Origin of the sequence: Streptomyces sp. NPDC020681, from assembly GCF_044334895.1 — a bacterium.
Taxonomy (GTDB): Bacteria; Actinomycetota; Actinomycetes; order Streptomycetales; family Streptomycetaceae; genus Streptomyces.
Window position 1 is genome coordinate 85,787 of sequence record NZ_JBIRTX010000010.1, and the last position, 26,281, is coordinate 112,067.

21 protein-coding genes and 1 pseudogene are annotated in these 26,281 nt (G+C 70.3%); 11 read left to right on the plus strand and 11 right to left on the minus strand.

What is annotated here, in order from left to right:
• Nucleotide 1 precedes the first annotated feature (1 nt).
• On the minus strand, nucleotides 2–2,371 hold the full coding sequence (locus tag ACH4YL_RS23905) for a polysaccharide lyase 8 family protein (protein ID WP_398509444.1): 2,370 nt from the start codon (nucleotides 2,369–2,371) through the stop codon (nucleotides 2–4).
• Between the two features lie 708 nt (nucleotides 2,372–3,079).
• Between ACH4YL_RS23905 and ACH4YL_RS23910 the strand changes: the two are divergent.
• Together ACH4YL_RS23910 and ACH4YL_RS23915 are read left to right on the plus strand one after the other, a co-directional pair.
• A pseudogene (locus tag ACH4YL_RS23910) lies at nucleotides 3,080–3,932 on the plus strand (AMP-binding protein); the annotation flags it as partial.
• Between the two features lie 27 nt (nucleotides 3,933–3,959).
• Entirely contained in the window at nucleotides 3,960–4,259 is a 300-nt protein-coding gene (locus tag ACH4YL_RS23915; RefSeq protein WP_398509623.1) for a DUF664 domain-containing protein, read from the plus strand.
• Between the two features lie 33 nt (nucleotides 4,260–4,292).
• On the opposite strand, the gene ACH4YL_RS23920 is transcribed toward ACH4YL_RS23915, so the two are convergent.
• Nucleotides 4,293–5,012 carry a TetR/AcrR family transcriptional regulator gene (locus tag ACH4YL_RS23920; RefSeq protein WP_398509445.1) on the minus strand — a complete coding sequence of 240 codons (720 nt, stop codon included), beginning with the start codon at nucleotides 5,010–5,012 and terminating at the stop codon, nucleotides 4,293–4,295.
• Between the two features lie 139 nt (nucleotides 5,013–5,151).
• Here ACH4YL_RS23920 and ACH4YL_RS23925 point away from each other — a divergent pair, with 139 nt between their 5' ends.
• Nucleotides 5,152–6,090, plus strand: coding sequence for an NAD-dependent epimerase/dehydratase family protein (locus ACH4YL_RS23925; RefSeq protein WP_398509446.1), 939 nt, complete (start codon nucleotides 5,152–5,154; stop codon nucleotides 6,088–6,090).
• Nucleotides 6,091–6,130: 40 nt separating this feature from the next.
• Here the strand turns inward: ACH4YL_RS23925 and ACH4YL_RS23930 are convergent, their stop codons facing one another.
• Together ACH4YL_RS23930 and ACH4YL_RS23935 are read right to left on the minus strand one after the other, a co-directional pair.
• Nucleotides 6,131–6,847: an MFS transporter gene (locus tag ACH4YL_RS23930; protein ID WP_398509447.1), complete on the minus strand. Its 717-nt coding sequence runs from the start codon at nucleotides 6,845–6,847 to the stop codon at nucleotides 6,131–6,133.
• Nucleotides 6,844–7,569, minus strand: a complete 726-nt coding sequence (locus tag ACH4YL_RS23935) for an MFS transporter (protein ID WP_398509448.1) — start codon at nucleotides 7,567–7,569, stop codon at nucleotides 6,844–6,846. Before ACH4YL_RS23935 ends, ACH4YL_RS23930 begins: the two co-directional genes overlap by 4 nt.
• A 131-nt stretch (nucleotides 7,570–7,700) precedes the next feature.
• On the opposite strand from ACH4YL_RS23935, the gene ACH4YL_RS23940 reads away from it, so the two are divergent.
• The 3 genes from ACH4YL_RS23940 to ACH4YL_RS23950 all read left to right on the plus strand — a co-directional run bounded on the left by ACH4YL_RS23940 (nucleotide 7,701) and on the right by ACH4YL_RS23950 (nucleotide 9,370).
• Nucleotides 7,701–8,417, plus strand: a complete 717-nt coding sequence (locus ACH4YL_RS23940; RefSeq protein ID WP_398509449.1) for a TetR/AcrR family transcriptional regulator — start codon at nucleotides 7,701–7,703, stop codon at nucleotides 8,415–8,417.
• A gap of 97 nt (nucleotides 8,418–8,514) precedes the next feature.
• The gene (locus tag ACH4YL_RS23945; RefSeq protein ID WP_398509450.1) at nucleotides 8,515–8,871 is read left to right on the plus strand and encodes an ArsR/SmtB family transcription factor; all 357 of its coding nucleotides are present in this window, start codon (nucleotides 8,515–8,517) and stop codon (nucleotides 8,869–8,871) included.
• A gap of 1 nt (nucleotide 8,872) precedes the next feature.
• Nucleotides 8,873–9,370, plus strand: coding sequence for an SRPBCC domain-containing protein (locus ACH4YL_RS23950; RefSeq protein ID WP_398509451.1), 498 nt, complete (start codon nucleotides 8,873–8,875; stop codon nucleotides 9,368–9,370).
• 15 nt (nucleotides 9,371–9,385) lie between these two features.
• On the opposite strand, the gene ACH4YL_RS23955 is transcribed toward ACH4YL_RS23950, so the two are convergent.
• From ACH4YL_RS23955 to ACH4YL_RS23970, 4 genes are all read right to left on the minus strand, one after another.
• Nucleotides 9,386–10,534: a winged helix DNA-binding domain-containing protein gene (locus ACH4YL_RS23955; protein ID WP_398509452.1), complete on the minus strand. Its 1,149-nt coding sequence runs from the start codon at nucleotides 10,532–10,534 to the stop codon at nucleotides 9,386–9,388.
• Between the two features lie 109 nt (nucleotides 10,535–10,643).
• Nucleotides 10,644–11,411: a trimeric intracellular cation channel family protein gene (locus ACH4YL_RS23960; RefSeq protein WP_398509453.1), complete on the minus strand. Its 768-nt coding sequence runs from the start codon at nucleotides 11,409–11,411 to the stop codon at nucleotides 10,644–10,646.
• A gap of 76 nt (nucleotides 11,412–11,487) precedes the next feature.
• The gene (locus tag ACH4YL_RS23965) at nucleotides 11,488–12,138 is read right to left on the minus strand and encodes a DUF4232 domain-containing protein (RefSeq protein WP_398509454.1); all 651 of its coding nucleotides are present in this window, start codon (nucleotides 12,136–12,138) and stop codon (nucleotides 11,488–11,490) included.
• Nucleotides 12,139–12,204: 66 nt separating this feature from the next.
• Nucleotides 12,205–12,684, minus strand: coding sequence for an acyl-CoA thioesterase (locus ACH4YL_RS23970; protein WP_398509455.1), 480 nt, complete (start codon nucleotides 12,682–12,684; stop codon nucleotides 12,205–12,207).
• A gap of 261 nt (nucleotides 12,685–12,945) precedes the next feature.
• Here ACH4YL_RS23970 and ACH4YL_RS23975 point away from each other — a divergent pair, with 261 nt between their 5' ends.
• Together ACH4YL_RS23975 and ACH4YL_RS23980 are read left to right on the plus strand one after the other, a co-directional pair.
• A complete protein-coding gene (locus ACH4YL_RS23975; RefSeq protein ID WP_398509456.1) occupies nucleotides 12,946–15,756 on the plus strand; it encodes a helix-turn-helix transcriptional regulator in 2,811 nt (936 codons plus the stop codon).
• A gap of 332 nt (nucleotides 15,757–16,088) precedes the next feature.
• Nucleotides 16,089–16,817 (plus strand): DeoR/GlpR family DNA-binding transcription regulator, encoded by a 729-nt coding sequence (locus tag ACH4YL_RS23980; protein WP_398509457.1) that lies wholly within the window; start codon nucleotides 16,089–16,091, stop codon nucleotides 16,815–16,817.
• Between the two features lie 66 nt (nucleotides 16,818–16,883).
• On the opposite strand, the gene ACH4YL_RS23985 is transcribed toward ACH4YL_RS23980, so the two are convergent.
• Nucleotides 16,884–17,078 (minus strand): anti-sigma factor family protein, encoded by a 195-nt coding sequence (locus tag ACH4YL_RS23985; protein ID WP_398509458.1) that lies wholly within the window; start codon nucleotides 17,076–17,078, stop codon nucleotides 16,884–16,886.
• Between the two features lie 183 nt (nucleotides 17,079–17,261).
• On the opposite strand from ACH4YL_RS23985, the gene ACH4YL_RS23990 reads away from it, so the two are divergent.
• Nucleotides 17,262–18,041, plus strand: a complete 780-nt coding sequence (locus ACH4YL_RS23990) for a LamG domain-containing protein (protein ID WP_398509459.1) — start codon at nucleotides 17,262–17,264, stop codon at nucleotides 18,039–18,041.
• 467 nt (nucleotides 18,042–18,508) lie between these two features.
• Nucleotides 18,509–19,069, plus strand: a complete 561-nt coding sequence (locus ACH4YL_RS23995; RefSeq protein ID WP_398509460.1) for a sigma-70 family RNA polymerase sigma factor — start codon at nucleotides 18,509–18,511, stop codon at nucleotides 19,067–19,069.
• Nucleotides 19,070–19,143: 74 nt separating this feature from the next.
• Here ACH4YL_RS23995 and ACH4YL_RS24000 read toward each other — a convergent pair whose 3' ends face one another.
• Complete coding sequence (locus tag ACH4YL_RS24000; protein WP_398509461.1) at nucleotides 19,144–20,100, minus strand: hypothetical protein; 957 nt, start codon at nucleotides 20,098–20,100, stop codon at nucleotides 19,144–19,146.
• A 207-nt stretch (nucleotides 20,101–20,307) separates the two neighbouring features.
• Here ACH4YL_RS24000 and ACH4YL_RS24005 point away from each other — a divergent pair, with 207 nt between their 5' ends.
• Nucleotides 20,308–24,678: an FtsK/SpoIIIE domain-containing protein gene (locus ACH4YL_RS24005; RefSeq protein ID WP_398509624.1), complete on the plus strand. Its 4,371-nt coding sequence runs from the start codon at nucleotides 20,308–20,310 to the stop codon at nucleotides 24,676–24,678.
• Nucleotides 24,679–24,765: 87 nt separating this feature from the next.
• Here ACH4YL_RS24005 and ACH4YL_RS24010 read toward each other — a convergent pair whose 3' ends face one another.
• Complete coding sequence (locus tag ACH4YL_RS24010; protein ID WP_398509462.1) at nucleotides 24,766–26,268, minus strand: hypothetical protein; 1,503 nt, start codon at nucleotides 26,266–26,268, stop codon at nucleotides 24,766–24,768.
• Nucleotides 26,269–26,281 lie beyond the last annotated feature (13 nt).

Here is a 26,281-nt window from a genome sequence, read left to right on the forward strand (position 1 = left end):
TTCAGACGGCCCGGAAGGTGATCGACTGAGTGTGACCGCGGGTGCCGGCCAAATCTGCGCAGAGGGTGACGGCGCCTGCCGAACGGCGGGTCACGGCGACCGTGTCGTCCCGGGACACTACGTGCCCGACCGGCAGCGAAACCCGCACCGTGAGCTTCTCGGTGGTGCGGCTCGGGTCGGAGACCGCCACGGTCACCAGGCCCCGTTCCCGTGCCACGGCCACGGACGCAGGGCTCTGGCAGTCCACGAGGCCGGCGGATCCTGCTGACCAGAAGTTCGCCAGGAAGAGCCTCCGCCCGGCGCTCAGGGCCTGCACCGCGGCGGTGTTCGACAGGACCGTGAATCCCGGCACGGCAGACCGGATCCTCGTCTCCAGGCTGCCGGCGGTCGGCAGCAGCGCGTACGCGTACGAGTCCCCCACCGGCCCCACACCGTGCTCACGGGACAGGAGGAGGTAAGGCTTGGTGATGGGCACGGTGGTGCCGGTCACCGTGAGATCCCGCCAGGTCCCGGTGCGCTCCAGGCGCCGGGCCGTGATGCCCTTGCGGTCCAGGAACAGGTAGCCGCCGACCCCTTCCAGATGAGCCCACCTCGCCCGGGAGTACGTCTCCTCCCAGCCCAGGCCGGTGGGGCAGCCTCGGCCGTCGATGGTCAGCTTCGCGGTCTCGTCCAGACGGAGATTGCGGTTCTCGACCGTGGTCTCCACGCCTGCGCTCCCGGTCGAGGTGATGCCGGCGCCGAGCATGACGACTGCGTCTTCCAGGAAGAACCACGATTTCTTCGCGGTGAGCTTCTCGTCGTACGAGCGTTGGTCAAGGCCCGCGGCCCCGTACCGGCCGATGGCGACACCGCCGGCCCAGTCGGTCAGGCCCATGTGGTAGCCGTTGGGCAGCTGTTCGCGCGGCTCAAGACCTGACGTCGTCCCCGGCAACCGGTACGGGTCGACGGAGGGCCAGAATCCGGTGTTGAACTGTCCGGTGTCCCCGGGCAGGTAAAGATAGGTCATCCCGTCGCCGATGTACCAGCCGCGCAGGTTCTCCCGGTTGGTCACCTCACAGCGGGCGATCCGCTTGGAGCTCAGCGACAGCGCGACCGACCAGGTGGCTCGGCGGTGCACGACGCGGTCGCTGTCGGCCATCTGGATATGCGCGTCGAGCGGCTTCGCTGCGGAGCTCGCGGGGTCGGCGATCGCCTCCTTCAGCAGCGCGACCTGACTCATGTTCGCGTACTCGTGGGTGTAGGACATCCGCCCGCGGGTGAACCAGCCCTTCACCAGCGACCGGCAGTGCGCGGCCGTGGCGTCGTCGACCCCGCGGGCCAGCAGCAGGATGCTGGAGATGGCGTTGTAACCTGCCCGGTCTTCCTGGTCGGCCTCGCGGGAGATGCTCCGGCCGCGGACGGTGTCCATCATGAGGCCGCCGTCGGCAAGGAATGGCGCGAATGTCTTGTCGACCGAGTCGGTGATCACGTTCAGGTCCGGGTCGGTGATCTGCCAGGGGGTCCCGGAAAGCAGTGCCATCAGGCTCGCGACGCCCTCCAGGAGAGTGACGCCGTAGCTCCCGACGTACGGGATGTAGTGGTGCTGGATGAACGAGCCGTCGCGGTAGAAGCCGTCGTCGGACTCCACGTAGCCGAACAGGGAGTTCTCTCCGCCGCCGCTGAGATCCGAGACGGCGTCCCGGCCGTGCGCGATGCGCTCCGCTCTGTCGGCGACGGCTCCGTGGAGCACAGCCACACGGCACATGCTGGCCCTGTTGGCGCCGGTGAGCGAGCGGCCGTCGAGGGTAGTGGCCGGCACCCAGCGGCCGATGGTCCGGTCGACGGCGGAGAGGCGGTCGACGCCGAGCCTGTCGTACAGCAGGACGGAGATGCCGAGCAGGCTGTTGGGCGAACCGATCTGCCAGTCCCACCAGTTACCGGTCTGCGTGGCGTTCTCGTTGTAGACCTTGGCATAGAGGAAGTCGATCCCTTCGAGGATCCTCTGGGCTATCGCGTCGTCGTTGTACTGGTCGCTGCCCTTCGTCGCCCAGGCTCCGGTGATCCCCAGGAGCCAGCCGTACGAGATGCGGAAGTTGGCCGAGTCGGTGACCGGGGAGAGCTCTTCCCACAGGTACTCGCGGTCCGGACTGGTGTTGAGCTTCCCGAGCAGGTCAGCGGCGGTGGCGGAGACAGCGCTCAGCTTGGTGGCGAAGTCTGGATCAGCGATGTCGACTTCGCCACCGGTCAGCCAGTCGGCCCAGCGGCGGCGAATGAGGGCGAAATCGTCCTCGGCGGCGAAGGCTTGCGGGGTCAGGACAGGCAGCGAGGCGGCTGCCGCCGCGGCGGCAGCGGAGGAGGAGGCAAGGAATGTCCTGCGGCTCAGGGGGGACATGGGAACTCCAGGTCGGTTGGGGGGACACACGCCGACCGGAGGCCCGCGCGGGTCTGATGCCGCGCAGCACCAAGTCCGTACGGTTCTGCCGCGGCACTCGGTCTACGCGCTGCGGGCCAAGTCATCGGCATGAACCACGTGTTGGAGGGGGCGTCCGTTCACGTAACGGGACAGCTCGTCCAGGGTGCCGTCCGCGAGTCGGCTCAGCTCCGTGCTCAATGAGCCGGCGGTATGGGGGGAGCAGCACGTGCGGGTGGTCGTACAGGGGCGAGTCGCTCGGCGGGGTCGAGTCGGTGACGTCGAGGACCGCGTAAATCCTTCCGGCGAGGAACCTCCTTGACCAGCGAGCCCTGGTCGACCAGCCCCCCGGGCGGTGTTGACGAGCGTGGACCCGGCGCGCAACAGGCCAAGCATCCGCGCGTCGATGAGATGCCGGGTCTCGGGAAGCGCCGGGGGCGCGGTCCGCGCGCGGTGCGGCACCTGGTGCAGCTCGGCCATCGCAGGGTGGCCCTCGGCGCGGTCGGTGCCGATGCAGTCGACGTGCCTGGCCATGTGTGCCGCCGGGATGGTGCGCTCCATGAGGACGACGGGGACGGGAGTGTGTCGAGCCACGCGCCGGTCACGGCCGACTGCCCGGGTCCGTGGGCGGGGTGAGCAGAGCAAAATCGGTTGGCCCGGCTACTGGTGGCGCGCGGGGCGGGTCCGGAAGTGACCGCCGCCCTCGCCCTGACGCACGGCGTGGAGCTGGTGACCGCGGTGCTGGCGGTGTCCAAGGCAGGCGCAGCGTACTTGCCGGTCGACCGGACTATCCCCACGAGCGGATGACGCTCATGCTTGCCGATGCGCGTCCGGCCCTGGTGGTCACGAGAAGGAGGCACCGCGATGTCCTGCCGGTGGCTGGTGGCAAGGATGGGCTGGTGGTCCTGGACGACCCAGTCACGGTGGAAAGGTGGGAGCGTCAGGATGGTCGGGACCTCTGCGATGCCGACCGGTGTGCCTCTCTGCGACCGAACCATCCGGCGTATGTGATCTACACGTCGGGTTCCACTGGTGCCCCAAAAGGCGCTGTCGTGACGCATCACGGCATCGCGAACCTGGCTTCCACGAGCCAGCAGCGACTCGCGCTCTCGCCATCCAGCAGGGTCCTGCAACTCGCCTCTCCGTCTTTCGACGCGGCGCTATGGGAACTGTGCATGGCCTTGCTGACGGGAGCGGCTCTCGTTCTCGCGCCGACTCTGCGTGCGCTGCCCGGGGTGGGACTCGCCGAGGTATGCGCACGTGAGCGGGTCACGCATCTCTTCCTCGGACCGGCGATGCTGCCCTGCTGCGTCAGGACGAGCTGCCCACCGTACGGACCTTCGCGGTTGGTGGAGAGGCATGCCCCCAGAGCGTTGTGGCCAGGTGGTCGCGAAATCGAAGACTGATCATTGCGTACGGACCCACGGAGACCACCGTGTGCGCGACGCTCAGCGATCCTGTGCGAGCCTCTGACCCGCCCACCATAGGTCGACCGGTGGACGGGACGGTCTGTTACGTTCTCGATGAGTTCCCCAGGCCGGTTCCAGCCGGCAAGGTGGGGGAGCTCTACTTGGCCGGCACGGGGCTCGCCCGTGGGTATTTGAACCAGCCCGCGTTGACCGCGGAACGCTTCGTCGCCTGCCCGTTCGGTGAACCCGGCGAGCGCATGTACCGCACCGGCGACTTGGTACGCCGCCATAGCGACCGCGCCAGAGTGAACTGCGCCGCCCGCGCGCTCGACGACTCCAGCCCTTTCATGGGCGGGCAGGTCACGCTGCGCTGGATCTACACCCACATGATCGCCGAGTACGCCCGCCACTGCGGCCACGCGGACCTCATCGAGCGCATCGACGGCCGTACGGGCGTCTGAGCTCCGGGACGGCTGGGGCCGCCCTTCGGGGCGCTATGTGTCCGCGGCGGAGAGACCTGCCAGGTCGGCCATGACCAGGACCTGGTGGTCGAAGTACTCGTCCCGCGCGTCGATCATGTCGTTGAGCCGGCCGAAGGTCTCGAAGCCGACCAGGCCGAACAGCTGCGTCCACAGCGTCAACGCCGTCGCGAGCACCGCCTCGGGCGGCGGCCCCGGCAGCGTCGGCAGCGGCCCCGGCCACTGCTTCAGCAGCCGGTTCAGATCCTTGCGGAGTGCTGCCGGGAGCGGTCGGCCGGGCGGTGCCGGCCGCCCGGCGGCCGCGCTGTCGAGCAGGATGCCGCTCAGCGTGAGGAGAATCCGCGAGGCGGGGCCCGTCGTGTCCGAGGGCGCCTTGTAACCCGGCACGGGGCTTCCGTAGATGAGCGCGTACTCGGCGGAGTTGTCCAGCGCCCAGGTCCGGACCGCGTGGCACATCGCCAGCCACCGGCCGGCCTCGTTGTCCCTGGGCACGGCCGCCTCCGCGGTGTCCACCGCGGAGGCGAGCGCCTCGTAGGCGTCGGTGATCAGCGCGGTGAGGAGGGCGTCGCGGCTGTCGAAGTACCGGTACAGCGCCGAGGGCACCAGGCCGGCATCCCGTGCCACCGCCCGCAGAGAGAGATTGGCGCCGTCGGTGGCGAGATGCCGACGGGCGACGGCCCTGATCTCCTCGGTGATCTCGGCGCGCACCCGCGCGCGGGCGGACTTCGCTGTCATGCGACGGATTGTCGCACAGCCCGAGAACGAGGGAACGATAAGAGAACGCTGTTCTTGACAGAGCGCATCCGTCGAGGGAGGCTGGAGTTATGGAGAACAGTGTTCTCGAAACAGATCGACGTTCGTGGAGGTGCTTGTCGTGTCGTCCCTGCATGTGATCGTCGGAGCCGGCCCGGTCGGAACGGCGGCCGCACGACTGCTCGCCGACCGCGGCGAGCAGGTCCGCGTCGTGACACGGCGCGGAACCGGCCCCGACCACCCCGGCATTGAGAAGGTCGCGGCGGACGCGACCGACGCGCCCACCCTCGTCGAGCTGACCCGCGGAGCGACCGCGCTCTACAACTGCGCAGGCCCTGCCTATCACCGGTGGGTGACCGACTGGCCGCCGCTGGCGGCGGCGATCCTGGCCGCGGCACAGACGACCGGCGCGGTCCTGGTCACCACGTCCAACCTCTACGGCTACGGTCCGGTCGACGGTGCCATGACCGCAGAGACCCCGCTGCGCGCGACCGGCGCCAAGGCCCGGGTCCGGATCCAGATGTGGCGCGATGCGCTGGCCGCACACGAGGCGGGCCGTGTCCGGGCGACCGAGGTCCGTTCCTCGGACTACCTCGGCGCGGGCTCCCAGTCCCTGCTGACCCTGCAGGTCCTGCCCAAGACGCTGACCGGCGCGCGCGTGAGCGTCCCCGCCGACCTGGACGCCGCACACAGCTGGACCTACGTCGGCGACGTCGCCCGCACCCTTGTCGCCGCCGCGACCGACGAGCGCGCCTGGGGCCGGCCATGGCATGCCCCCACCGCGCCGCCGCAGTCCATCCGCGACCTCGCGACCCGTGCCGCCCACCTCGCAGGCGCCCCCGCGCCACGCCTGTCCGTCATGCCCGCGCCGGTGCTGTGGCTCGGTGGCCTGGGCAACCCGCTGGTCCGTGAACTGCGCGAGACGCAGTACCAGTTCCGCCGGCCGTTCGTACTCGACTCGTCGGCCGCGACAAAGGCGTTCGGGATCGAACCGAGCCCGCTGGAGGCCTCACTGAACGAGACCGTCCAGGGTCTCGGTCTTCGGATCGGCCGGGACTAGAAGGCCTGCGCCCGCTGCCGATCCATGATGTGACGGCCGCTCACAGCCTGGCTTTGGCGGGCGTCGTGGTCGCGGTGCTGGGCGCGGCACCCGGCTTCTTGAGAGTGAAGGCCAGCAGACCGCCGATGATCGAGGCGGCACCGCCGATCCACATCGCGGTGCGCAGCCCGTCGGCGACGTCCGCGACGGGCGGAGTGTCTCCGGTCAGGCCCGCGGTGGCCACCGCGACGAGCAGGGCCAGACCGGCGGCGCCGCCGATCTGCTGGGAGGTGGTGGCCAGCGCGGAGGCGACACCGGCCTCCTGCGGCGCGACACCGGACGCGGCGCAGGCGAACATCGCCGGGAAGGTGACACCGCCGCCGACACCCCAGACGATCAGGCCGGGGACCAAGGCCCAGAAGGAGGCGCCGGTTGACATGGCCACGGCCAACACGATCATGCCGACACCGTTGACCAGCATGCCGGTGAACAGGGTTGCTCGCGGGCCCCACTTGCCGAGCAGAGCGCCGGCCAGTTTCAGTGACGCGGCCATCGAGATGATGGTCAGCGGCACGAAGGCGAGTCCGGCCTCCAGCGCGTCGTAAGCCAGCACGCCCTGGAGGTAGTTGGTGAAGACGTAGTACGAGCCGCCCAGCGCGCTCTGGAAGACCAGGATGATCAGGATCGCCGTCACCAGGCTGCGGTTGCCGAACAGTCGCATCGGGACGAGCGGGTTCCTGGTCCTGTTCTCGACCACGGCGAAGACCGCGAGGGTCATGACGCCGGCGACGATCGAGCCCGCGCCGCGCAGCGAGCCCCATCCGGGCCGCTGACCAGACCGAGCACGAGCAGTGACGAGCCGACGGTGGCGAGTATCGCGCCGAGGGCGTCGAAGCCGCCCTGCTCACTGGTCGGACGCTCGTCCGGGGCGAGCGCGCCGAACGCCACGAAGGCGGCGACCAGCGCCGGCGGGACGAGGACGAACAGCACCCACTCCCAGCCCCAGGCCTGAGTGAGCACACCGCCGAGCAGCGCGCCGGCGGCCAGACCGCCGCTGCCGCCGGCACCCCAGAGAGCGAAGGCCTTGTTGCGCTCGGGGCCTTCGGTGAACCGGGTGTTGATCAGTGTGAGGGTGGCCGGCGTCAGCAGTGCGGCGCCGAAGCCCTGGATCGCACGGGCGGTGATCAGGACTGCGGGGTTCTCGGCGAACCCGCCCAGGAGGCAGGAGAGACCGAAGATCACGAGGCCGAGTATGAACATGCGGCGGACGCCCAGCCGGTCGACCATGCGGCCGCCGAAGAGCAGGAATCCACCGAAGGCCACGGCGTAGGCGCTGACCACCCACTGCAGGGACTGGGCGGTAAAGCCGAGCGCGCTGCCGATTTCCGGCAGCGCGACGAACACGATGTTGTAGTCGACGGCAACGATGAACTGGGCGAACGCCAGCAGGGCGAGCATCAGCCCGGTCCGCCGCTGGGATCCGGGGACGGTATCAACCACGAGGCTTCCTCGAGTACTTGGCATGGACGGGCGGGATGACGGGTCCAGGATTCTGAACACCAAAGCGTTTACTACACACTGTTCAGTCTTTTCACGGCGTACTCTGACTCAACGCTGTTAGGCTGTCAACCATGGGAGACGCGACGCAGAGCCGGAGGGCCCGACTGAGGGCGGAGGCCACGGCCGAGATCAAGGCGATCGCGCTCAAGCACATGGCGGCCGATGGGCCGGCCTCCATCTCGCTGCGTGCCATCGCCCGTGAGATGGGCATGACGGCGGGGGCCATCTACAGCTACTTCGCCAGCCGCGACGACCTGGTCGCCGCGCTCACCGCCGATGTCTACGACTCGCTGGCGAACACGCTGGAGGCAGCGCACCGGACCGCCCCGTCCGGCAGCGCGACGGACAAGGTGCTCGCCCACGCGCACGCCTACCGGAAGTGGGCCATCGCGAACCCCGAGGAGTTCCGCCTCGTCTACGGCGACCCGGTGCCCGGGTACGCAGCGCCTGAGGCCGGTGCCGCGCAGGAGGCGGAGCACCGGCTGTGCGCGGTGCTGCTCGGTCTGGTCGCCGCCGCCTGGCCGCAGGCCGCCGACTCCCAGGCGGGCTGCGACTACGAGTGGTCCGACTTCCGGCCGAGCCTCGCCTCCCTGGCCCGCGAGTCCTTCCCGGACCTGCCGCCCGCGGCCGTCGCGCTCTGCCTGCGGTTCTGGAGCCGGATGCACGGGCTCCTCGCGCTGGAGGTCTACGGCCATCTGCGGCACATGGTCGGTGACCCCGAGAAGCTGTACGAGGCCGACATGCAGGACCTCATCCGTACGCTCGGACTCGCGGCGGCGGGACAGTGAAGAACGGCCGGTGAGTTCTGCCTCCGGCTCTGACCTGCCTCCGGGCTGTGGCGATGTTCTTGCTCAGCCGGACGGCACCCGGGTAACGTACAACCTGATGGTTGTAAATCAGGAGTCCGCCGACCACGCCGATCGCCTCTTCCGCGCCCTGGCCGATGCGACGCGGCGCGAGATCGTGGCTCTCACCCTCACCGGCGAGCACTCGGTCTCGGACCTCGCCCGGCGGTTCCCGATGAGTTTCGCGGCCGTGCAGAAGCACGTGGCCGTCCTGGAACACGCGGGGCTGGTCACCAAGGAGCGGCAGGGCCGGGAGCAGCGGGTGCGGGGCAATGCGGATGGACTGCGTGAGGCCCATCGACTGCTGGACCAGCTGGCGGTCGTGTGGCGAGGGCGCATCGACCGGATCGGCGCGATCCTCGCCGATCCCGGCTCAGGAGACGGCAAGGAGCACTGACATGACCGTGATCGATGTCCAGAAGAACCCCGAAGCCCTCGCACTGAAGCTCACCGCGCGGTTCGACGCGCCGCCGGCGCGGGTGTGGCAGATCTGGCAGGACCCGCGTCAGCTGGAGCGGTGGTGGGGCCCGCCGACGTACCCCGCGACCGTCATCGACCATGAGCTGACCCCCGGCGGTACGGTCACGTACTGCATGACCGGGCCGGAGGGCGACAAGCACTACGGCTGGTGGCGCATCCTGTCCGTCGACGCACCGCACCGGCTGGAGTTCGATGACGGCTTCGCCGACGACTCCGGCCGTCCCAACCCCGACCTGCCCACCACGACCATCCGCGTGCAGCTCACCGCGGACGGCGACGCGGGCACCGTGATGACGGTCGAGAGCACCTTCCCGACAACGGAGGCGATGGAGCAACTGGTGTCCATGGGCATGGCCGAGGGCATGGCCGCAGCTATGGGCCAGATCGACGCGCTGCTCGCCGGACCCGCCACCTGACGGCGGGCCCGCGGCTCAGTCACCGGGGAGCAGCCGTGTTTCGGCGCCCGGCAGCCCTTTGGCCCACCAGTGGTCGTAGCGTCGGTAGACCCTGGGGTCGCGGTCGGCGAGGAATGCGATGAGCGACTCGGCCTCTGCGGCGAGTCCCTTCCAGGCATCGCGTGGAAGAGGGTGGAAGGCGGTGGCCTCGATGCCACCGTCGACGGGACGCCAGACGCCGGCGACGTAGCCGTCGACCAGCAGTGTGGGCAGCACGTCGCCGTTCACGCGCGTCACGTGCTTGCGGTAGGCGGGTGGCACAACGCGGCTGCGGTCGGCGTAGGCGAGCAGGATGCTGTCCCACATCGCCAGCAGCCTGGGTGGGGCGGGCGTGTCCTCGGACGGCCGTGGTGCGCCCGGGATGTCGTACATCACCGTGCCGTTGGGGCCTTCCAGTTGCTCGAGCTCGTCGGCGAGCGCGTGCACCGCCGCTTTTGCCCGAGCCCGCTGGACCAGCGCGAACTGCGCCATGTCCGCGACCGACGCCGGCCCGAAGCCCTCCAGGTAGCGGCGGATCAGGACTTGCAGACCTCCGGCGGCAACGTCCGGATCCGCCAGCACCGGCCGCGTGCCTGCCGCGACGAACGACGGCCGTGTTTCGAACGACCAGGGCCCTCCCGTGCGCGCGTGCCACAGCGGCGCGTACTGCCGCAGCATCCGCTGAGCGTCCGGATCCATCGGTGCGCCCAGTCGCTCGTCGAGCCAACTCCCCATCTCCGCGGCGGTCCGCGGCCGGTCGGCGTACGTCAGCAGATCCGCAACCAGTGGGTCGGCGTCGTCGGCGGTGAGCCCGGATGCCGTGAAGCGCGAGTCGCCGAGCCTGGAGGCGCGCAGCGTCGGGTCCATGGCCTCGCGGAACGCCCGGTAGTCCTCGACGTGGACCGCGTGCAAGGTGATCCGCATCAGCGTCGCCTTGACCGTCTGCAGACCGGCCAAGGCCGCGTCCAGGCCGGCCGGGTCGAAGCCGCTCAGCCTGTTCCACAGCGCGATGTACGGCGAGGCGGGCTCCTGCGCCTGCAGCGCGACCACACGTCGCACCCCGTCCGCGGCATCCAGGGACTCGCGGCCGAGCAGCAACTGCCGTGCGAGCGTGGCCCGGTTGAGCTGGTGCGCAGTGATCTTCATACCCAGATTCTCTCCGAGGCCACCGTCGAGCACGACCCGTCCAGTACGCAGGTGCCAGTGAACGACCCGGGCGACGGCCTGGGGGCTTGGGGCTTGGGGCGGGGCCGTGTCATGGACAGTCGGGGTGACGGGTCCGGGGGCGATGTTGTGGTGCGGTGGGGCGGCTTGATGGGGTGCGGATGATTCGCAGCGGGATGGTGTCGGTGAATTGGGCGTCGGTGTGCTGGAGGGCGGGGGACTGGGTGGCTGCGCCGCGCCAGGTGGTTGAGCGGCGTGGGCGCCAGCGGTAGTGGAGTGCCAGGAGGCGGAAGGTGTAGGCGGTGAGGGCCGCGGCGGTTGCGGTGGCGATGTTGAGGGCTGCGGCTGTGTGGAGTGCGGAGGTTGCTGCGGCGCCGGTGATGGCGGGCAGGGCGTAGAGGTCGCTGTCCCAGCGGAGCAGGGCGGGCAGTTCTCTGGCTACTGCGGAGGCGAGGATGCCTCCTGCCATGGCGGTGATGACGCCGAGTGCGGCTGAGGGGACGGCGTCCATGCCGTGCTGGAGTCCCTTGATGGTGCCGGTGACGCTGAACAGACCGAGACCGACAGCGTCCAGTACCTCGAAGAGGTAGGGCGGGCGGGCGAGAGGTCTGCCGAGGTAGACGATCAGTGCCGCGGTGACCGGAGCCAGGGCGTAGCCGGGGTCGGTGAACGCGATCGACGGGACGTCGAGCACGATGTCCCTGAGCAGGCCGCCGCCGAGTCCGGCGGCTTCGGCGACGACGAGCGTTCCGAAGAAGTTGAAGTCCTTGCGTACGCCGAGGAGGCCGCCCGACAGCGCGAAGCCGAAGATGCCGAGCAGATCCAGGAAGTACTGTGCCGTCGCGGTCAGTTCGGGCATGGGGAGAAAGGCTCACTTCACTTGGTGGGACGAGTTCCGCCGGGCCGACTGCTGTCGGCGCCCCGCGAGCCGGCGTTCAGGTGCCGAAGGGGACGGCGGCCGATGCCGAGGTGTGCCAGTTGGTGACGACCGGGTCATCGACGGTCATGGTGTTGATCGGTAGCGAGACGGGGTTCGGATCGTCGTTGCCGACGGCCACGATGACGCTGTCCAGTCCCTTGCCGCCGTTTCCCGGGGTGTTCTTCGGGTTCACTCCGGCGTAGGCGGTGGTTGACCCGCTCAGGGTGATCCGCTTGGCGGTCGGCCGCTCCGCCGGGCGCGCTTCGGTGCCGCCCGACCCGAAGGCCACCGTCGGGAGCTCTGCGGGCAGTGCACAGGTGATTCCTGACTTGGCCTTCGCGGTGATCAGGATGTATCCGCCGGCCTGGCCCTCGGACCTGGCGTTCCAGGAAAGGTCGTTGGCGCCGCAGGTCTGCCCGACCTCGGCCCGCTCGCCGATACCGGTGTCGGCACCGGTGTCGGCACCGGAGCCGGAGCCGGTGCCGGTTCCGGTGCCGCCCTCGGTTCCTCCGCCATTGGGCCCTCCGCCCTCGGGGGTGCCGGAGCCCTTGTCGTAGGACTTGGGCGGCGAGGCGTCCGTGTCCGTTCCCAGGCAAGCGGTCATCAGCATGACGCCTCCCAGGAGCGAGACGGAAACGAGGAAGGCTTTTCGGCGGGTGCGGTTCATCTGTCAGGTCCCCCTGGAAATGCGGTCGTTGAGACGGTGGAGCTTCTGTTTTCGAGCCCCTCAGGCTCAGCCCGCCGCGTTGGGTGCTGCGGTGCCCTCGGGGGACGCCCCGAACAGGTTGCAGGCGAGGTCACGGGTGGCGTCGGCCCAGGGCGCGGACCCGAGAGAGGCCATGTCGATGTTGACCTCGGCGCGGCTGCCCTCGGCGTGGACCGTCTCCCCGTCCTCGGAGACCACGCGGAAGGCGTAGACCATGCTGCTCTTCCCGAGGTGCTGCAGCCGGAAGCACACGTTGACGCGGCCGACTCCGCGGACCGGGCTGCGGTACCGGAACGTCTGCTCGAGCACGGCGTGCATCACGTCCGGATGTGTCGGCACACCCTCGACGAACGAATAACCCGCCCGCGCCCAGATCCGTACCAGCGCACGTTCGACCAGCATTGGGAACCGGCCGTTGTGCAGATTGCCCATGAAGTCGAGGTCGTCCAAGTGGACTTCAGCCGGCTCGATGCACTCCACACCGGCCACCTCGGGCGCGTTGACCATCAGTCTCCTTCAACTGCTCTTACTGTCCCTGGCCCACGAGCCGTGGTGCAGGTCTTTCTGTGACCCACGATTCACGACCGGGCGCCACGGTGCATCGGCCAACCGACCTATCCGGCCCGGGGAAGAAGCCGGCCGGACCCGCCACCACTTGGTGAGTAGCAGCTCAATCTGGCTGATCAAAGCCTCATATATCCTCGAACCGGCCCTGGAGGCCTACGCCGAACTGCAATAGGCGTCAAAGCGTTCTGGGGGATGCATCAAGTGGCACAGGAACATTTCCCGTCGCGCCCGGCCCAGCTTCGTGGTCGGGCACGCGAGGCAGAGGCAGTCGAGCAGCTCGTCCGATCGGCGCGCTCGGGACATGGCGGCGCACTGGTCCTGCACGGTGAGGCCGGTATCGGCAAGACCACGCTGCTCGCCTACGCCTTGGACGCGGCGACGGGCTTCGAGCCGTTGCGTGCCGTCGGCGTCGAGTTCGAGATGGACCTGCCGTTCGCGGCTCTGCATCAGCTCTGCGCGCCGCTCCTGCACAGGATCGACCGGATTCCCGGCGCTCAGCGAGAGGCGCTGGAGGCCGCGTTCGGATTGCGCAGCGACGTGGCCGCCGACCCCTTCCGCGTCGGACTGGCCGTCCTCGGCCTGCTGACCGAGTCATCGCGTGAGACCCCGGCCCTCTGTGTCGTGGACGATGCCCAGTGGCTCGACAGCGCCTCGGCGCGTGTCCTCGCGTTCGTCGCCCGACGGGTTGGGGACATGGGCGTCGCCTTCGCGTTCGGGCTGCGTGACGTGCCGGACACCGATGTACTGAAAGGGCTGCCCTTCGTCACCGTGCCGGGCCTCCCCGAGGGTGACGCCCGCGAGCTGCTGGCCGCGGAAGTCCTGGCGCCACTCGACGGAGCGGTCCGTGAACGGATCATCGCTGAGGCGCGTGGCAATCCGCTCGCACTGCTGGAGCTGGCGCGCAGCGCAGGTCCGTCAGCCATTGCGGGCGGTTACGCCCTCCCGGACACGGTCACCGGGAAGATTGAGCGGAGCTTCCACGATCGCGTCGCGGCACTGCCCGACGACACGCGACGGCTGCTTCTGATCGCCGCGGCGGAGCCGGTCGGTGATCCGGCGCTGCTCCAGCGGGCCTGCGCATCCCTCGGCACGAACATCGAGGCGGCGGCCCCGGCCGAGGCGGCCGGGCTGCTGGAGCTCGCCTCACGAGTACGGTTCAGCCATCCGCTCGTACGCTCCGCTGTCTACCGGGCCGCGCCGCTGGCCGAGCGCCGCGCCGCTCACTCGGTACTGGCCAAGGCGACGGACCGGCGGACGGATCCCGATCGACGCGCCTGGCACCGGTCCCAGGCGACGACCGGCGTGGACGAGGATGTCGCAGCCGAGCTGGAGCGGTCGGCGCAGCGCGCACAGGTCCGCGGCGGTCTGGCCGCAGCGGCGGCCTTCCTGGAGAAGGCGGCCGTACTGACGCCGGACCCCACCCGCCGGAACGAACGCCTGCTGACGGCCGCGCAGGCCAAGCACGACGCCGGCGCTCCGGACGAGGCGCTGAGCCTGCTCGCCGCGATGGACGCCAGTCTGCTCGACGGCCTCCAGCACGCCCGATCGGTACGCTTGCGCGGCCAGGTCTCGTTCGCGGTGCAGCGGGGAAGCGAGGCTCCGCCGCTGCTGCTCGAAGCAGCGCGACTGCTCACCCCCTTCGACGCCGGGCTCGCCCGCGAAACACTCCTGGAAGTGCTGTGGGCGGCCGCGTGGGCAGGCCGATTCGGCCATGCCGAGTCGGTCGTCCGGGCGGCCGAGGCAGTGCTCAGCAGCACACCTTGTCCGCAGCCTCCAGGAGGAGCCGACCTTCTGCTCGACGGCCTGGTGAAGCTCTTCACCAAGGGGCTGGCTGCAGCCGTACCGGATATCCGGGCCTCGCTCTCCGCGTATCGGCGATCCGGTGACATGCGCGCACTCCCGCTCGCCTGTCGAGCAGCGTGGGGCGTATGGGACGACGATGCCCTGGAGGCGCTCTGTACGCGGCTGACCGCGACCGCTCGGGACTCGGGAGCGCTCGCTGTGCTGCCGGTCGGTCTGAATTTCGAGGCGTGGCTGCGCTTGCAGGAGGGCCGCTTCGACACCGCCGGCGCGCTCATCCAGGAAGCCGATGCCGTGGCAGAGGCGACCGGTGCGCCGCAACCGACGTACGGGGCAGCGTTTCTGGCCGGATGGCGCGGTGACCCGGAGCAGGGTTCGCGGCTGTTGGATGTCAGCGCACGCGAAGCGGCGACGCGCGGAGAGGCGACCGCGGTCACGATCACCGAGCTGGCAACCGCTGTGCTGCACAACGGCGGCGGCCGCTATGACGCCGCGCTCGTTGCCGCGCGGAAAGCCGCGGCGCAGATCCAGATCTCGGCGTTCGGGGTGTGGGCCCTGCCCGAGGTCGTCGAGGCTGCCAGTCGCCTGGGGCAGACGGAGGTGGCGGTCAACGCGGCGGACGAGCTGGCAGAGAGGACCCTTCCGTGCGGCACCGACTGGGCTCTCGGCGTCGGGGCCGCGACGCGAGCCCTGGTCTCGGACGACACCGTGGCGGAGGACCTCTATCGGGAGGCGATCGAACGACTGGGACGGACACGGATGCGCGTGAATCTGGCCCGGGCGCACCTCTCCTACGGAGAGTGGCTGCGTCGCCAAAGACGCGGTGTCGATGCTCGCGCGCAGTTGCTGACGGCGCACGAGCAGCTCTCCACGATGGGCGCCGCAGCGTTCGCGGCGCGAGCGGAAAGCGAGCTGAGGGCAGCGGGTGGGTTCCGTCGCTCGGTGGACGGTCCCGAACGGCTCACCGGCCGCGAACTCAAGGTCGCGTATCCCGTCGCACCGAATGCGGCCCTGCCCGCGGGCTTGACCGATCGTGAGGTGCAGGTGCTCTGCCTGGCGGCCCAAGGGCTGCGCAATCGGGAGATCGGTATGCAACTGTCGATCTCGAGCCGGACGGTGGGGCACCATCTGGCCCACATTTACGACAAGACCGGCCAGCGGACCCGGGCCGGTATCACGGTCTTTGCCATGGAGCATGGACTGCTTCCCTGACACCAGCTTCTGCTGTCCGGTCAGGTTGACGCGCACCCCCGCCGGGGATTGTCGGCGAACTCATTCGACGCCGCGACCTCTGGTGATGAGCCGGTCCAGCAGACCGAGCCGGGCCGCCTGAATGTGGCCGACAGCGCCTCGCCATAGGCCGGTTGACCGATGCCGTGACAGCAGCGCTCGGACAACATCGGTACCGCACCTCGCCCGATCGTCAGCTCGTTGGCTCACGAGCGCCTCTGGGCGTGTGCCACCCGCACCTTGTTCAGCCACCAGAAGACACCAATCCGGAGGGGAAGACCCTGAACGCCGACAAACGCCGACGAGAAGCTCTGATGGTCGCGCGTCGGGACGGATCGGTGGAAGTCGCCACCCTGGCGGCGGACTTGTCCGTCTCCGCGGAGACCGTGCGCCGCGACCTGCGGGTACTGGCGGATCTCGGTCTGGTGCGGCGTACGCACGGTGGCGCCCACCCTGTCGAGAGCGCCGGATTCGAGACGACTCTGGCCACTCGTGCCACCCGGCATGTACCGCAGAAGACCCGGATCGCGGCGGCGGCGGCCGAACTGCTCGGGGAAGCTGTCACCGTCTTCATCGACGAGGGCTTCACCCCACAGCTGATCGCGCAGGCGCTGCCGCAGGACCGGCGGCTGACCATCGTCACCGCATCACTCACCACCGCAGCCGTCATGGCCGAGCGCGACCACGCACAGGTACTGCTGCTGGGCGGTCGAGTGCGGGGTACGACGATGGCCACGGTGGATCAATGGGCGAAAGAAATGCTGGCCGGCTTCGTGATCGACCTGGCGTACGTGGGTGCGAACGGCATCTCCCGTGAGCATGGGCTGACCACGCCCGATCCGGCGGTCGGCCAGGTCAAGGCACAGGCCGTGAAGTCGGCCCGGCGCCGGATACTCGTCGGCCTCCACACCAAGTTCGGCGCGGTGAGTTTCTGCCGGTTCGCCGAGGTGCGGGAGCTCGAAGCCATCGTCACCGATACCGCGCTGTCCGCCACGGAGGCCCAGCGCTATTCGCTGCTGGGCCCTCAGGTCATCCGGGTGTGAGCGGCCCGCTCGGCGTTCAGTGACCACCGGGCAGGCCGGAGATCTTCGGACAGTAAGCCGCAAGGCTCATTCGAGGCCGGTATCCACGCTCGGCACATCGAACGCCTCCCGCACTTGCCCCGTCCCCATCAGCCCGACAAGACCGACGTAGCTTCCACGTTCCTCCCGGCACTCCGGGCAGTCGGCCAGATGTACCTCCACGGTTTCCCGGTCGGCGGGGTCGAGCCCCCCGAGCGAATATGCCGCCAGTTCGACGCGCACCTGTTGACACCTCACCGTCGCACCTCCCTGCATGCTCTTCCGCTTGCCCGGACCCGCCATCGGGCGAAACGGAGATTCCTGAACCCCGGTTCACGGCGCCGGCCCCACAGGTGTTGAACCGCTTTCGCGCGGCGTCCGTCGACCACGGCACAGACCCATCCTCCCGAACTCCTGGAGAGACACATGACGCGCAGGTGGTCGCTCATCGCCGTGATCGTCGGACTGGCCGTCGCGCTGACCTTCGTGATCGTCGACATGCGCAGCGGCACGGGTGCCGCAAGAGAGACCCCAGAGGCTGCCGGACCCGCCGGTCACGGCGGCACACCGGGTCTGAAGGGCGTGGGCTGGTGGCCCGCGCACGCGACGTCCGGAAGAGTTGCCACGGATCTGGTTGGCGATCACCATGCGACGCTCAAGGGCGGAGCGAGCTGGACCACCGGCCCCAACGGGGGAGCCCTGCTGCTGGACGGCTCCTCCGGCTTCGCGGACACCGGTGCCGCGGTCCTGGACACCGCTGACGGCGACTACTCCGTTGCCGCCTGGGTCCGGTTGAACGCCCGCGGGGGCTTCAGAACCGCTGTCTCCCTGGACAGCGAGACGGCGAGCGTCTTCCAGCTGCAGTATTCCGACAGCGACAGGCGGTTCTCCTTCAGCTTTGTCAATGCCCGTGCCCTCGCCGACGCAGTGGGCGAACCAGAACTGGGCCTCTGGTACCACCTCGTCGGCACTTACAGCCACAGCGACAGCATGCTCAGGATCTACGTGGACGGTGCCCTGGCCGGCAGCGTCCGAGCACGGAACCCGGAGCGGCCCGCGGGCAACCTCGTGATCGGCCGCGGCAATTCCAATGGCAGGACGGTCGATGTCTGGGCCGGTGCCATCACCGATGTGCACGCCTACGACCGGGCGCTGAGTCCGGGTGACGTCGCTGTTCTGGCGGTCGGCGAACCGAGTCGTGACTAGCCGGTCCCTGCTCACCTCGACCATCTCGGCTCCTCCTCGTCCGCGACGCCGGGTCCCGTGAACCCCTGGAGATCAGGTCGGGCGGGGATCGGGCAATGCTCCGGCCGAATCGGGCAGGCGGAACGACGTGTTGACCGTCGTTCGCGCACGTCGGTCAACGGATCGTGCTCGACGAATCGGTCGCATGCGGTCACAACTTCCGCCCTGGCAGGCCCGATCGGCCCCCGATCCTGCCGGTAGAAAAGTGATCGGCAGCTCGAACCGGACCGGCACGGACGGCGAGCGAAGGCCGTCACCGCCGACCCGTTCGACAGGCACCGGTGCGATTGCCGGGTGCGCGCACGGGATGTTCCAGACCGGACATCTCCACGATGCGCGTCTCAAGTCCGGGCTCACCTTCGAAAGGTCTTCAACGACCGGGACACCTCGGACCGACCGGGTCGGCACGAGATCACAGGGGGAACTCCTTGCAGCAACTGCTCCTGCCCACCAAGCACGCACCAGGGGCCTGTTCCGCAGAGCCGACCGAGGAATTCCTCAGAGCTCTGTACGAACGCCACGGGTCCGTACTGCTGCGCTTCGCCACCCGCCTGCTGAGGGGTGACAGGCATCGCGCCGAGGACGTCCTGCAGGAGGCGGCGATCCGCGCCTGGCAGCACGCTGCCGAGCTCGACCCCACTGCCGATGCACTGCGCTCATGGCTGTTCACCGTGGTCCGCAACCTGGTGATAGACGGCTACCGTGCCCGGCAGGCACGGCCACCGGAGCTCGGCGACCCGGATGAGACACAACTGCCGATCCAGGACGGCGTCGACAACGCGCTCACCACGCAGGTGGTGATCGAGGCCATGAAGGATCTCGCACCGTACCAGCGGGAGGTTCTGATGCACGTTCACTACATGGGCCGCACCGTGAACCAGACGGCGAAGGTGTTGGGTGTGCCTCCTGGCACGGTCAAGTCGCGTACGTACTATGCGATGCGCGCGCTGCGCGAGGCCCTGCACAAACGCGGTCTCCGCACCGTCTGACCCGGTCCCGCACACGCGATGCGCCCCGCTGGCAGGCTCCGGCGGGGCGCATCGGTGGTTCGACGGTGGCCGGCTCAGGACAGCCGGCCTGCGTGGACGCCGACCCGCAGCCCCAGCGGGCCGGTGTCGAGTGAACCGTCGTCACCGATCCGGAAGCGCCAGCCGGAATCGGGGACGTCGCCGAGCACGATCAGCGCGTCCGTCGCGTTCAGGTGTGTCATTGCTTCCTTCTCGTCGCGGAACTGGGCGGCGTCCAGGACGAAGAGCCGGGGGGCGCGGCCCTGCACGATCACTGCACTGCTGCCCTCGATCAGCCGGAAGACCTGGGTGACCGGGGATGCCGGGCCGGAAGCGGCCGACGCCCGCGCGTCGGCCGAGTCCTGGGCGAGCGCCTCGCGCAGCGTGGCAACCGTGTGCAGACGCGTCGACTGCAGGCCCAGCCCGAGGGTCATCTCGGCAGCGGCCGATCCCACCAGCGTGACCTCGGCATGACGCCCCACCGGGCCGGTGACCAACTCGGCGACCAGGGCTCGTACCAGCTTCCGTACGTCGCGGCCGTCCCCGGTCACGGAGATGGCCGCCGACGCCCGCGACAGCTCGACCATCACCCGGTCGTTCCGGTCCAGTCCGATGGTGACGGTCAGCGCATAGGGATCTGCCACTTCGGCTGTACCCCCAAGGTCTGTACCGTCCAGCTGCGTCGGTCCCGCCGACCACTCCTCGCCCGAGTCGTCCGTGGTCCAGGGTGGTGGCGCATCCGGGTCGGCACCGGACAGCCGTAGCGTCAGCCGGTCTGCGGAGAGGACGACGGCGTACACATCGGGCAGAGCACGGCCGGCACGCACGCATTCCGCGGCCACACTCCGCAGACCGAGGTCGATGACGTTCAAGGCATCCCGTCCCGTGACGGACGCGGGGGCGGGACGGGGCGGTGCGCCGGAGCGGGATCTGACTTCGGTGAAGACAAGCGCGGCGATGGCGCCGATCAATGCCAGGCCGAGCACGACGGCCAGGGTGACGGACGAGATCATGCGACCACCTTTGTCAAGGTCACGAGAGTTACCGGGAACGGTCAACGGCTGCCTACGGACCCGGCACCCGGACGGTTCACGCCCGGTGCTGACGGAGTGAACCGCTTGCGTGCCTCCTCCGTAGGGCCCGTGCGGGCCCGAGTGGCCCGCGCACCCACCGCGGCTTCCCGCCGTTTCCGAATTGCCTGGAGAATCCACGTGCGGTTGATGTTCACCGTGGTCGACGATGTCGGCGACGCCTTTGACGTACACCTCGACGCCGATCCCGACACACCGATGGGCGCCGTCGCGCAGGCGCTGGCCGAGGCGGGCGGTGCCGCGCTGCCACTGACCGGATCCGGCCTGCACATCGACGGTGAAGTCCTGCCGGAGGACATGCTCCTGAGGGACTCGCCGCTGCGGGACGCCGGAGTGGTCGGCCTGGGCCATTCCGCCGGACTCCCCGCGGCGGAACCGCGTGGCCTGGTGGAGGTACGCGTGGTCGGCGGCCCGGGAGCCGGTGCGGTGCACCGACTGGACATCGGCGACTACCCGATCGGTCTCGCCTCCGACGGCACACCGCAACTCGGCCGCGGCACCCCCGACCCGCAGCACGCCGTGCTCCGCGTCGGGCCCGGCGGGCGCTGCATCCTCATTCCGCAGGGAGCGGAGAACTCCCTGCGGCTGGACTGCGGCGAGGTCGACGGCGAACAGTCGTGGCCCATCGGTGCGCAGCTCGTGATCGGCGCATGCCTGCTCGAACTCGTCGTGCCGGAGCGGCCGGACGCGGCAGTCCAGCCGTCCGAGGACGGCACCGGATGGGACTACAACCGCCCTCCACGGCTCCTGCCGCCGAAGCCCGAGACCCGGTTCACCCTGCCGTCCCCGCCGGCCCAGCCGGCCAGGCGGCCGCTGCCGTATCTCGCGGCGATCCTCCCGCTGGTCGTGGCGGGCGCCGGGGTCCTGGTCTTCGGCAGGCTCACCTTCCTGCTGTTCGGCCTGCTCACACCGGTCTCGATCCTCGGCAACCACTTCATGAACCGCCGGTTCGGCCGTGAAACGTACGCCACCACGCTCGCCAAGTACGAGGAGAAGAAGGCCCGGATCGAGGCCGACGCCGAACAGGCACTGGTCGCCGAGCGCACCGCCCGCCGTGCGGGCTTTCCCGACCCGGCCGCCGTGCTGCTCACGGCCGTCGGCCCGCGCCGCAGGCTGTGGGAGCGCCGTACGTCGGACGCCGACTTTCTCGAACTGCGGGTCGGGACCGCCGACCAGCCGTCCGACGTGGTCCTCCAGGACCCCACCCAGGACGAGCACCGGCGCCAGGTGGCGCGGGACGCGTTCGACGTGCCCGTCACGGTCCGGCTGCGCGAGCACAAGGTACTGGGCATCGCCGGGCGGGGACCGGCCGCCCGGGCCGTGGCGCGCTGGGCTCTCGCCCAGGCCGCCGTCCTGCACAGTCCCAAGGACCTGGTCATCCATGTGATCACCACCGGCGAGGCGGGCGAGGACGCCTGGACCTGGGTCCGCTGGCTGCCCCACGTACGGCAGCGGTCCGGCGACACCCTGACCAGCATCGGCACCGACACCGAGACCTCGGCCCGCCGGGTGGCCGAGCTGACCGCGCTGATATCCGCCCGTACGGCGGCGGCACGCGAGCGGGGCTCCGCCCGGGAACCGGACGTGCTCGTCGTCCTGGACGGCGCCCGGCGGCTGCGCTCGCTCCCGGGCGTGGTGCAGATCCTGCGTGACGGACCGGCCGTCGGTGTGCACGCCCTGTGCCTCGACAGCGAGGAACGCCTGCTGCCGGAGGAGTGCCTGGCAGTCGTGGTCGAGGAGGCGGGCGGTACCTTGCGGGTCGGGCTGTCCCAGTTCGCCACCCGCACCGGAGTCCGCCCCGACGCCGTGTCCGTCGACTGGTGCCGTTCCGTCGCCCGCGCGCTCGGCCCGATGCGCGACTCCAGCGGGGTGGAGGAGGAGGGCTCGGTGCTCCCCGCCTCGGCCCGGCTGCTGGACGTCCTCGCGCTGGACCCCCCGACGGCGGAGCAGGTCGCCGGCCGCTGGAAGGCGGGCGGGCGCACCACGTCGGCGGTCGTCGGTGCCTCGCTGGACGGCCCGTTCGCCCTGGACCTGCGGGGTGACGGGCCGCACGGGCTCGTCGCCGGGACCACCGGCTCCGGCAAGTCGGAGTTCCTCCAGACCCTCGTCGCCTCGCTGGCGGTGGCCAACCGGCCGGACGCCATGACCTTCGTCCTCGTCGACTACAAGGGCGGCTCCGCGTTCAAGGACTGCGTGTCCCTGCCCCATACGGTCGGCATGGTCACCGACCTCGACGCACACCTCGTCGAGCGTGCGCTGACCTCCCTCTCGGCCGAACTGAAGCGGCGCGAACACATCCTGGCCGATGCCGGGGCCAAGGACATCGACGACTACGTGGACCTGTTGCGGCGCGAACCCGGCCGCACGCCAATGCCCCGGCTCCTCATCGTCATCGACGAGTTCGCCTCGATGGTCCGCGACCTTCCCGACTTCGTGAAGGGGCTGGTCAACATCGCCCAGCGGGGCCGCTCCCTGGGCATCCACCTGATCCTGGCGACCCAGCGCCCCGGCGGCGTGGTCTCCCCTGAGATCCGCGCCAACACCAATCTGCGGATCGCCCTGCGGGTGACCGACGCCGGCGAGAGCCAGGACGTGCTGACCTCGCCCGAGGCCGCCGCGATCTCCAAGAACACCCCGGGACGTGCTTACGTACGGCTCGGCCAGAACTCCCTCGTGCCGTTCCAGGCCGGGCGGGTAGGCGGCCGCAGGCCGGGCGTGTCCACGGCGTCGGTCCCGGCGCCCTGGGTCGTGCCGCTCGGCTGGAACCAGCTCGGCCGCCCGCTGCCCGCACGCCCCCGCGCCGCACAGCAGGCGGCGGACGCCGAAGTCACCGACCTCGCAGACCTCGTCGAAGCCGTACGCGGCGCCGCCCGGGATCTCAACGTCCCGCCGCAGCACAGTCCTTGGCTGCCCGCCCTACCCGACACCCTGGTCACGGCAGAGCTGCCGCCCGTCGCAGCGACGCCCGGCGGATACGACCTCGCGCCGGTCGCATACGGCCTCGTCGACCTGCCCGCCGAGCAGCAGCAGGCGCCGGTGGCCCTGGACCTGGCAACGCTCGGCCATCTGCACATCGTCGGCTCGCCCCGGGCAGGGCGGTCCCAGACCCTGCGGACCATCGCCGGGACGCTCGCCCGGGCCCATTCCAGCGCGGACGTCCACTTGTACGGCATCGACTGCGGCAACGGCGCCTTGCTGGCCCTCGAAGCCCTCCCGCACACCGGCGCCGTCGTCCAGCGCACCCAGCCCGACCGGCTGGCCCGGCTGCTGAACCGGCTCACCGCCGAAGTCGCCCGCCGCCAGGAACTGCTGGCCGCCCGCGGCGCCGCCGACCTGCCCGAACTGCGCCGGGTCCTGCCGCCGGAGGAGCGGCCCGCGCACATCCTCGTACTCCTCGACCGCTGGGAGGTGTTCGACAAGACCCTCGCCGACTACGACTCGGGCGCACTGCTGAGCGGCATTCTCGCCCTGCTGCGCGACGGTGCGAGCGTCGGCGTGCACGTGCTCCTCGCCGGAGACCGCACGCTGTTCTCCACCCGGGTCAGCTCCACGACCGAGGACAAGCTCGTCCTGCGGATGAACGACAAGGCCGAGTACTCCATGATCGGCGTCTCCCAGCGGGCCGTCCCGGACGACATCCCCTCGGGGCGCGCCCTGCGCGCGGTGGACAAGACCGAGGTGCAGATCGCCCTCCTGGACCAGGACTCCACGGGCCAGGCCCAGGCCGCCGCACTCCAGGCCATCGGTACCGCCCGCACCGAGCTCGACGCCGAAGTGCCGTACGGCCGCCGCCCGTTCCGCGTCGACCTGCTGCCGGACCGGCTCACCCCGGAGCAGGCGGCCGCGCACCTGCCCCCGGCGGATCGGCGGCCCGGCCCGATGTGGGCGCCGGTCGGTGTGGGCGGCGACGAACTCACCGCCCACGGCCCCGACCTGTCCCTCACCCCGTCCTTCATCGTCGGCGGCCCGCAGCGCTCCGGACGCAGTACGGTCCTGCTCACGATGGCGCTTTCGCTGCTGGAGGCGGGGACCTCGGTGGTCGTCGCGGCACCGCGGCGCTCGCCGCTGCGGGCACTCGCCGGGCGGCCGGGCGTGCTCGCGGTGTATGAGGGGCCGGACATCCCCAGGGCGGAGCTGGAACAGGTGCTGGCCGAGGCGACAACTCCGGTCGTGGTGGTCGTCGACGACGCTGACCTGCTCCAGCAGACCGCGGCGGAGCCCGTGCTCAGCGAGATCTGCCGCACCGGCAGCGAGCTTGGCCGGGGCCTCGTCCTCGCCGGCCAGATCGACCGGCTGGCCAGCGGCTTCTCCGGCTGGTTCGCCGAGGCTCGGCGCAACCGCCAGGGCGCCCTGCTCAGTCCCCAGGCAGTGGGCGACGGCGACCTCATCGGTGGCAAGATCCCGCGCAGCCGGCTCGGCGCGGGGCGGCCGGGGAGGGTGTTCTTCAGCGCGGGCGACGGGAATCTGCGCATGCTCCAGGTCCCGGAGACCACCGTGTGAACGACGGGGCCTGGCAGAGCAGATCGCCCTCCCCTCCCCCCCGGTCGGTGGCCGGGAGGAGGGGAGGGCGATCGTGTGCTGCGGACGTCAGGCTGGCTGCGCGTCCTCCTTCTGATCAGCCTTTGCCTGGTCGAACTGCCAGGCGGCGTAGCCGATGCCGGCGGTGCCCAAAACGATGGCGATTGGGTCAGCCCACTTGGCGGCGGTGTCCAGCTTGGAGGGCGGTGGGGGCGCGGCGGGCGCCGTCGGTGTGGGGCTTGGGGGTGGGGTTGGTGCGGGGCTGTTGGGTGTGGGGCTTGGGGGTGGGGTTGGTGCGGGGCTGTTGGGTGTGGGGCTTGGGGGCGGGGTTGGTGCGGGACTGCTGGGTGCCGGGCTGGGCGGCGGGGTTGGTGCGGGACTGCTTGGGGCGGGGCTGCTGGGTGTGGGGCTTGGGGGTGGGCTTGGTGCGGGACTGCTCGGCGCTGGGCTTGGCGGCGGACTTGGCGCGGGGCTGCTGGGTGCTGGGCTCGGGGGTGGGCTTGGTGCGGGGCTGGGCGGCCGGCTTGGCGCGGGACTGCTCGGCGCGGGGCTCGGGGGCGAGGGGCGTGGCGGCACGGGCTGCAACGGAACAGCGTTCGCCCCTCCACCTGAACCGCCGGTGCCGCCCGTCGGCTTGGGCTTGCCGAGGTTCTTGCCCCACTGCCCGGCGTTCTTGACCGCGTTGGTGATCGCGGGGACCTTCGCGGCCACCACGATCCCGCCGAGCCCCAGGCCGACGATACCGAGGACCAGACCGGCGATGTCCCACTCACCAGTGGCGACGCCTTTGCCGATCGTCAACCCCAGCCCCGCCACGCCCAGCGCGAGACCGACGCCGAGACCGACCAGCGCGAGCGGAGGAACGAGTATCGCCACCACGGCCACGACGACGGCCACGATGCCGATGACGAGTCCCGCGATCTCGTCCCACAGCCCGTCCCAGAAGCTCTTCTTCTTCACAGCGTCGCCGCTTGCCGTGTCCAGCTCCGTGGCCGCGGCCTGGGCGTCGGTCTCGCGCAGCGCCTTGGCGTCGGCTGCCAGCCGCTGCGCCGCCGAGAGATCGGCCTGGGCGGAGTCCACGTCGCCCTGCGCCGTGTTCTTCTCGGCCTGGGCCTTGTCGACGGCGTCGCGGGCCACTTTGTCGTCGAGCGGCGGATCGGCGGCATTCTGAAGGGTGGAGAGGTTGGCCCCGGCGGCGTCCAGTGTGGCCGTGGCGATGTCGAGCCGGCTGCGGGCCTCGCGGCCCTGCTGGAGGGCCCGTTCAGCCTGGTCCTGGTGTGCCTCCAGCTTGGGAACGTAGGCGCTCAGCGCGTCCGCCGCGCGCCGGTAGGAGTCCTTGAGCCGGCCCACCTGCTGGGGCAGCTCGTCAAGCACCTCGCGAAGCTTGTCCATGGACTGGCCTTCGCCCAGCTCGCCGGCCTCCACCCGGCTGATGAAGGTGAAAGAGCTCTCGGCGTCGTCAGCGACCGAGTCGTATTCGTCGGCGAGCTTGCGGAGGATCTCCGGGTCGCCGGGGGTGGGGTCCTCGGACAGGTCGAGGACCTCCCATTCGGCCGTCGGTGGCCGTGTCATCTCAGGAACCTCG

Excerpts from the sequence above, each read along its gene's own strand:
- ACH4YL_RS23960 (WP_398509453.1), bottom strand. The coding sequence starts at position 11,411 with ATGCCCGAACTGACCGCGACGGCACAGTACTTCCTGGATCTGCTCGGC.
- ACH4YL_RS24005 (WP_398509624.1), top strand. The coding sequence starts at position 20,308 with ATGTTCACCGTGGTCGACGATGTCGGCGACGCCTTTGACGTACACCTC.
- ACH4YL_RS23990 (WP_398509459.1), top strand. The coding sequence starts at position 17,262 with ATGACGCGCAGGTGGTCGCTCATCGCCGTGATCGTCGGACTGGCCGTC.
- ACH4YL_RS23965 (WP_398509454.1), bottom strand. The coding sequence starts at position 12,138 with ATGAACCGCACCCGCCGAAAAGCCTTCCTCGTTTCCGTCTCGCTCCTG.
- ACH4YL_RS23980 (WP_398509457.1), top strand. The coding sequence starts at position 16,089 with ATGGTCGCGCGTCGGGACGGATCGGTGGAAGTCGCCACCCTGGCGGCG.
- ACH4YL_RS23920 (WP_398509445.1), bottom strand. The coding sequence starts at position 5,012 with ATGACAGCGAAGTCCGCCCGCGCGCGGGTGCGCGCCGAGATCACCGAG.
- ACH4YL_RS23970 (WP_398509455.1), bottom strand. The coding sequence starts at position 12,684 with ATGGTCAACGCGCCCGAGGTGGCCGGTGTGGAGTGCATCGAGCCGGCT.
- ACH4YL_RS23950 (WP_398509451.1), top strand. The coding sequence starts at position 8,873 with ATGACCGTGATCGATGTCCAGAAGAACCCCGAAGCCCTCGCACTGAAG.
- ACH4YL_RS24010 (WP_398509462.1), bottom strand. The coding sequence starts at position 26,268 with ATGACACGGCCACCGACGGCCGAATGGGAGGTCCTCGACCTGTCCGAG.
- ACH4YL_RS23905 (WP_398509444.1), bottom strand. The coding sequence starts at position 2,371 with ATGTCCCCCCTGAGCCGCAGGACATTCCTTGCCTCCTCCTCCGCTGCC.
- ACH4YL_RS23930 (WP_398509447.1), bottom strand. The coding sequence starts at position 6,847 with ATGACCCTCGCGGTCTTCGCCGTGGTCGAGAACAGGACCAGGAACCCG.
- ACH4YL_RS23940 (WP_398509449.1), top strand. The coding sequence starts at position 7,701 with ATGGGAGACGCGACGCAGAGCCGGAGGGCCCGACTGAGGGCGGAGGCC.
- ACH4YL_RS24000 (WP_398509461.1), bottom strand. The coding sequence starts at position 20,100 with ATGATCTCGTCCGTCACCCTGGCCGTCGTGCTCGGCCTGGCATTGATC.
- ACH4YL_RS23945 (WP_398509450.1), top strand. The coding sequence starts at position 8,515 with ATGGTTGTAAATCAGGAGTCCGCCGACCACGCCGATCGCCTCTTCCGC.
- ACH4YL_RS23955 (WP_398509452.1), bottom strand. The coding sequence starts at position 10,534 with ATGAAGATCACTGCGCACCAGCTCAACCGGGCCACGCTCGCACGGCAG.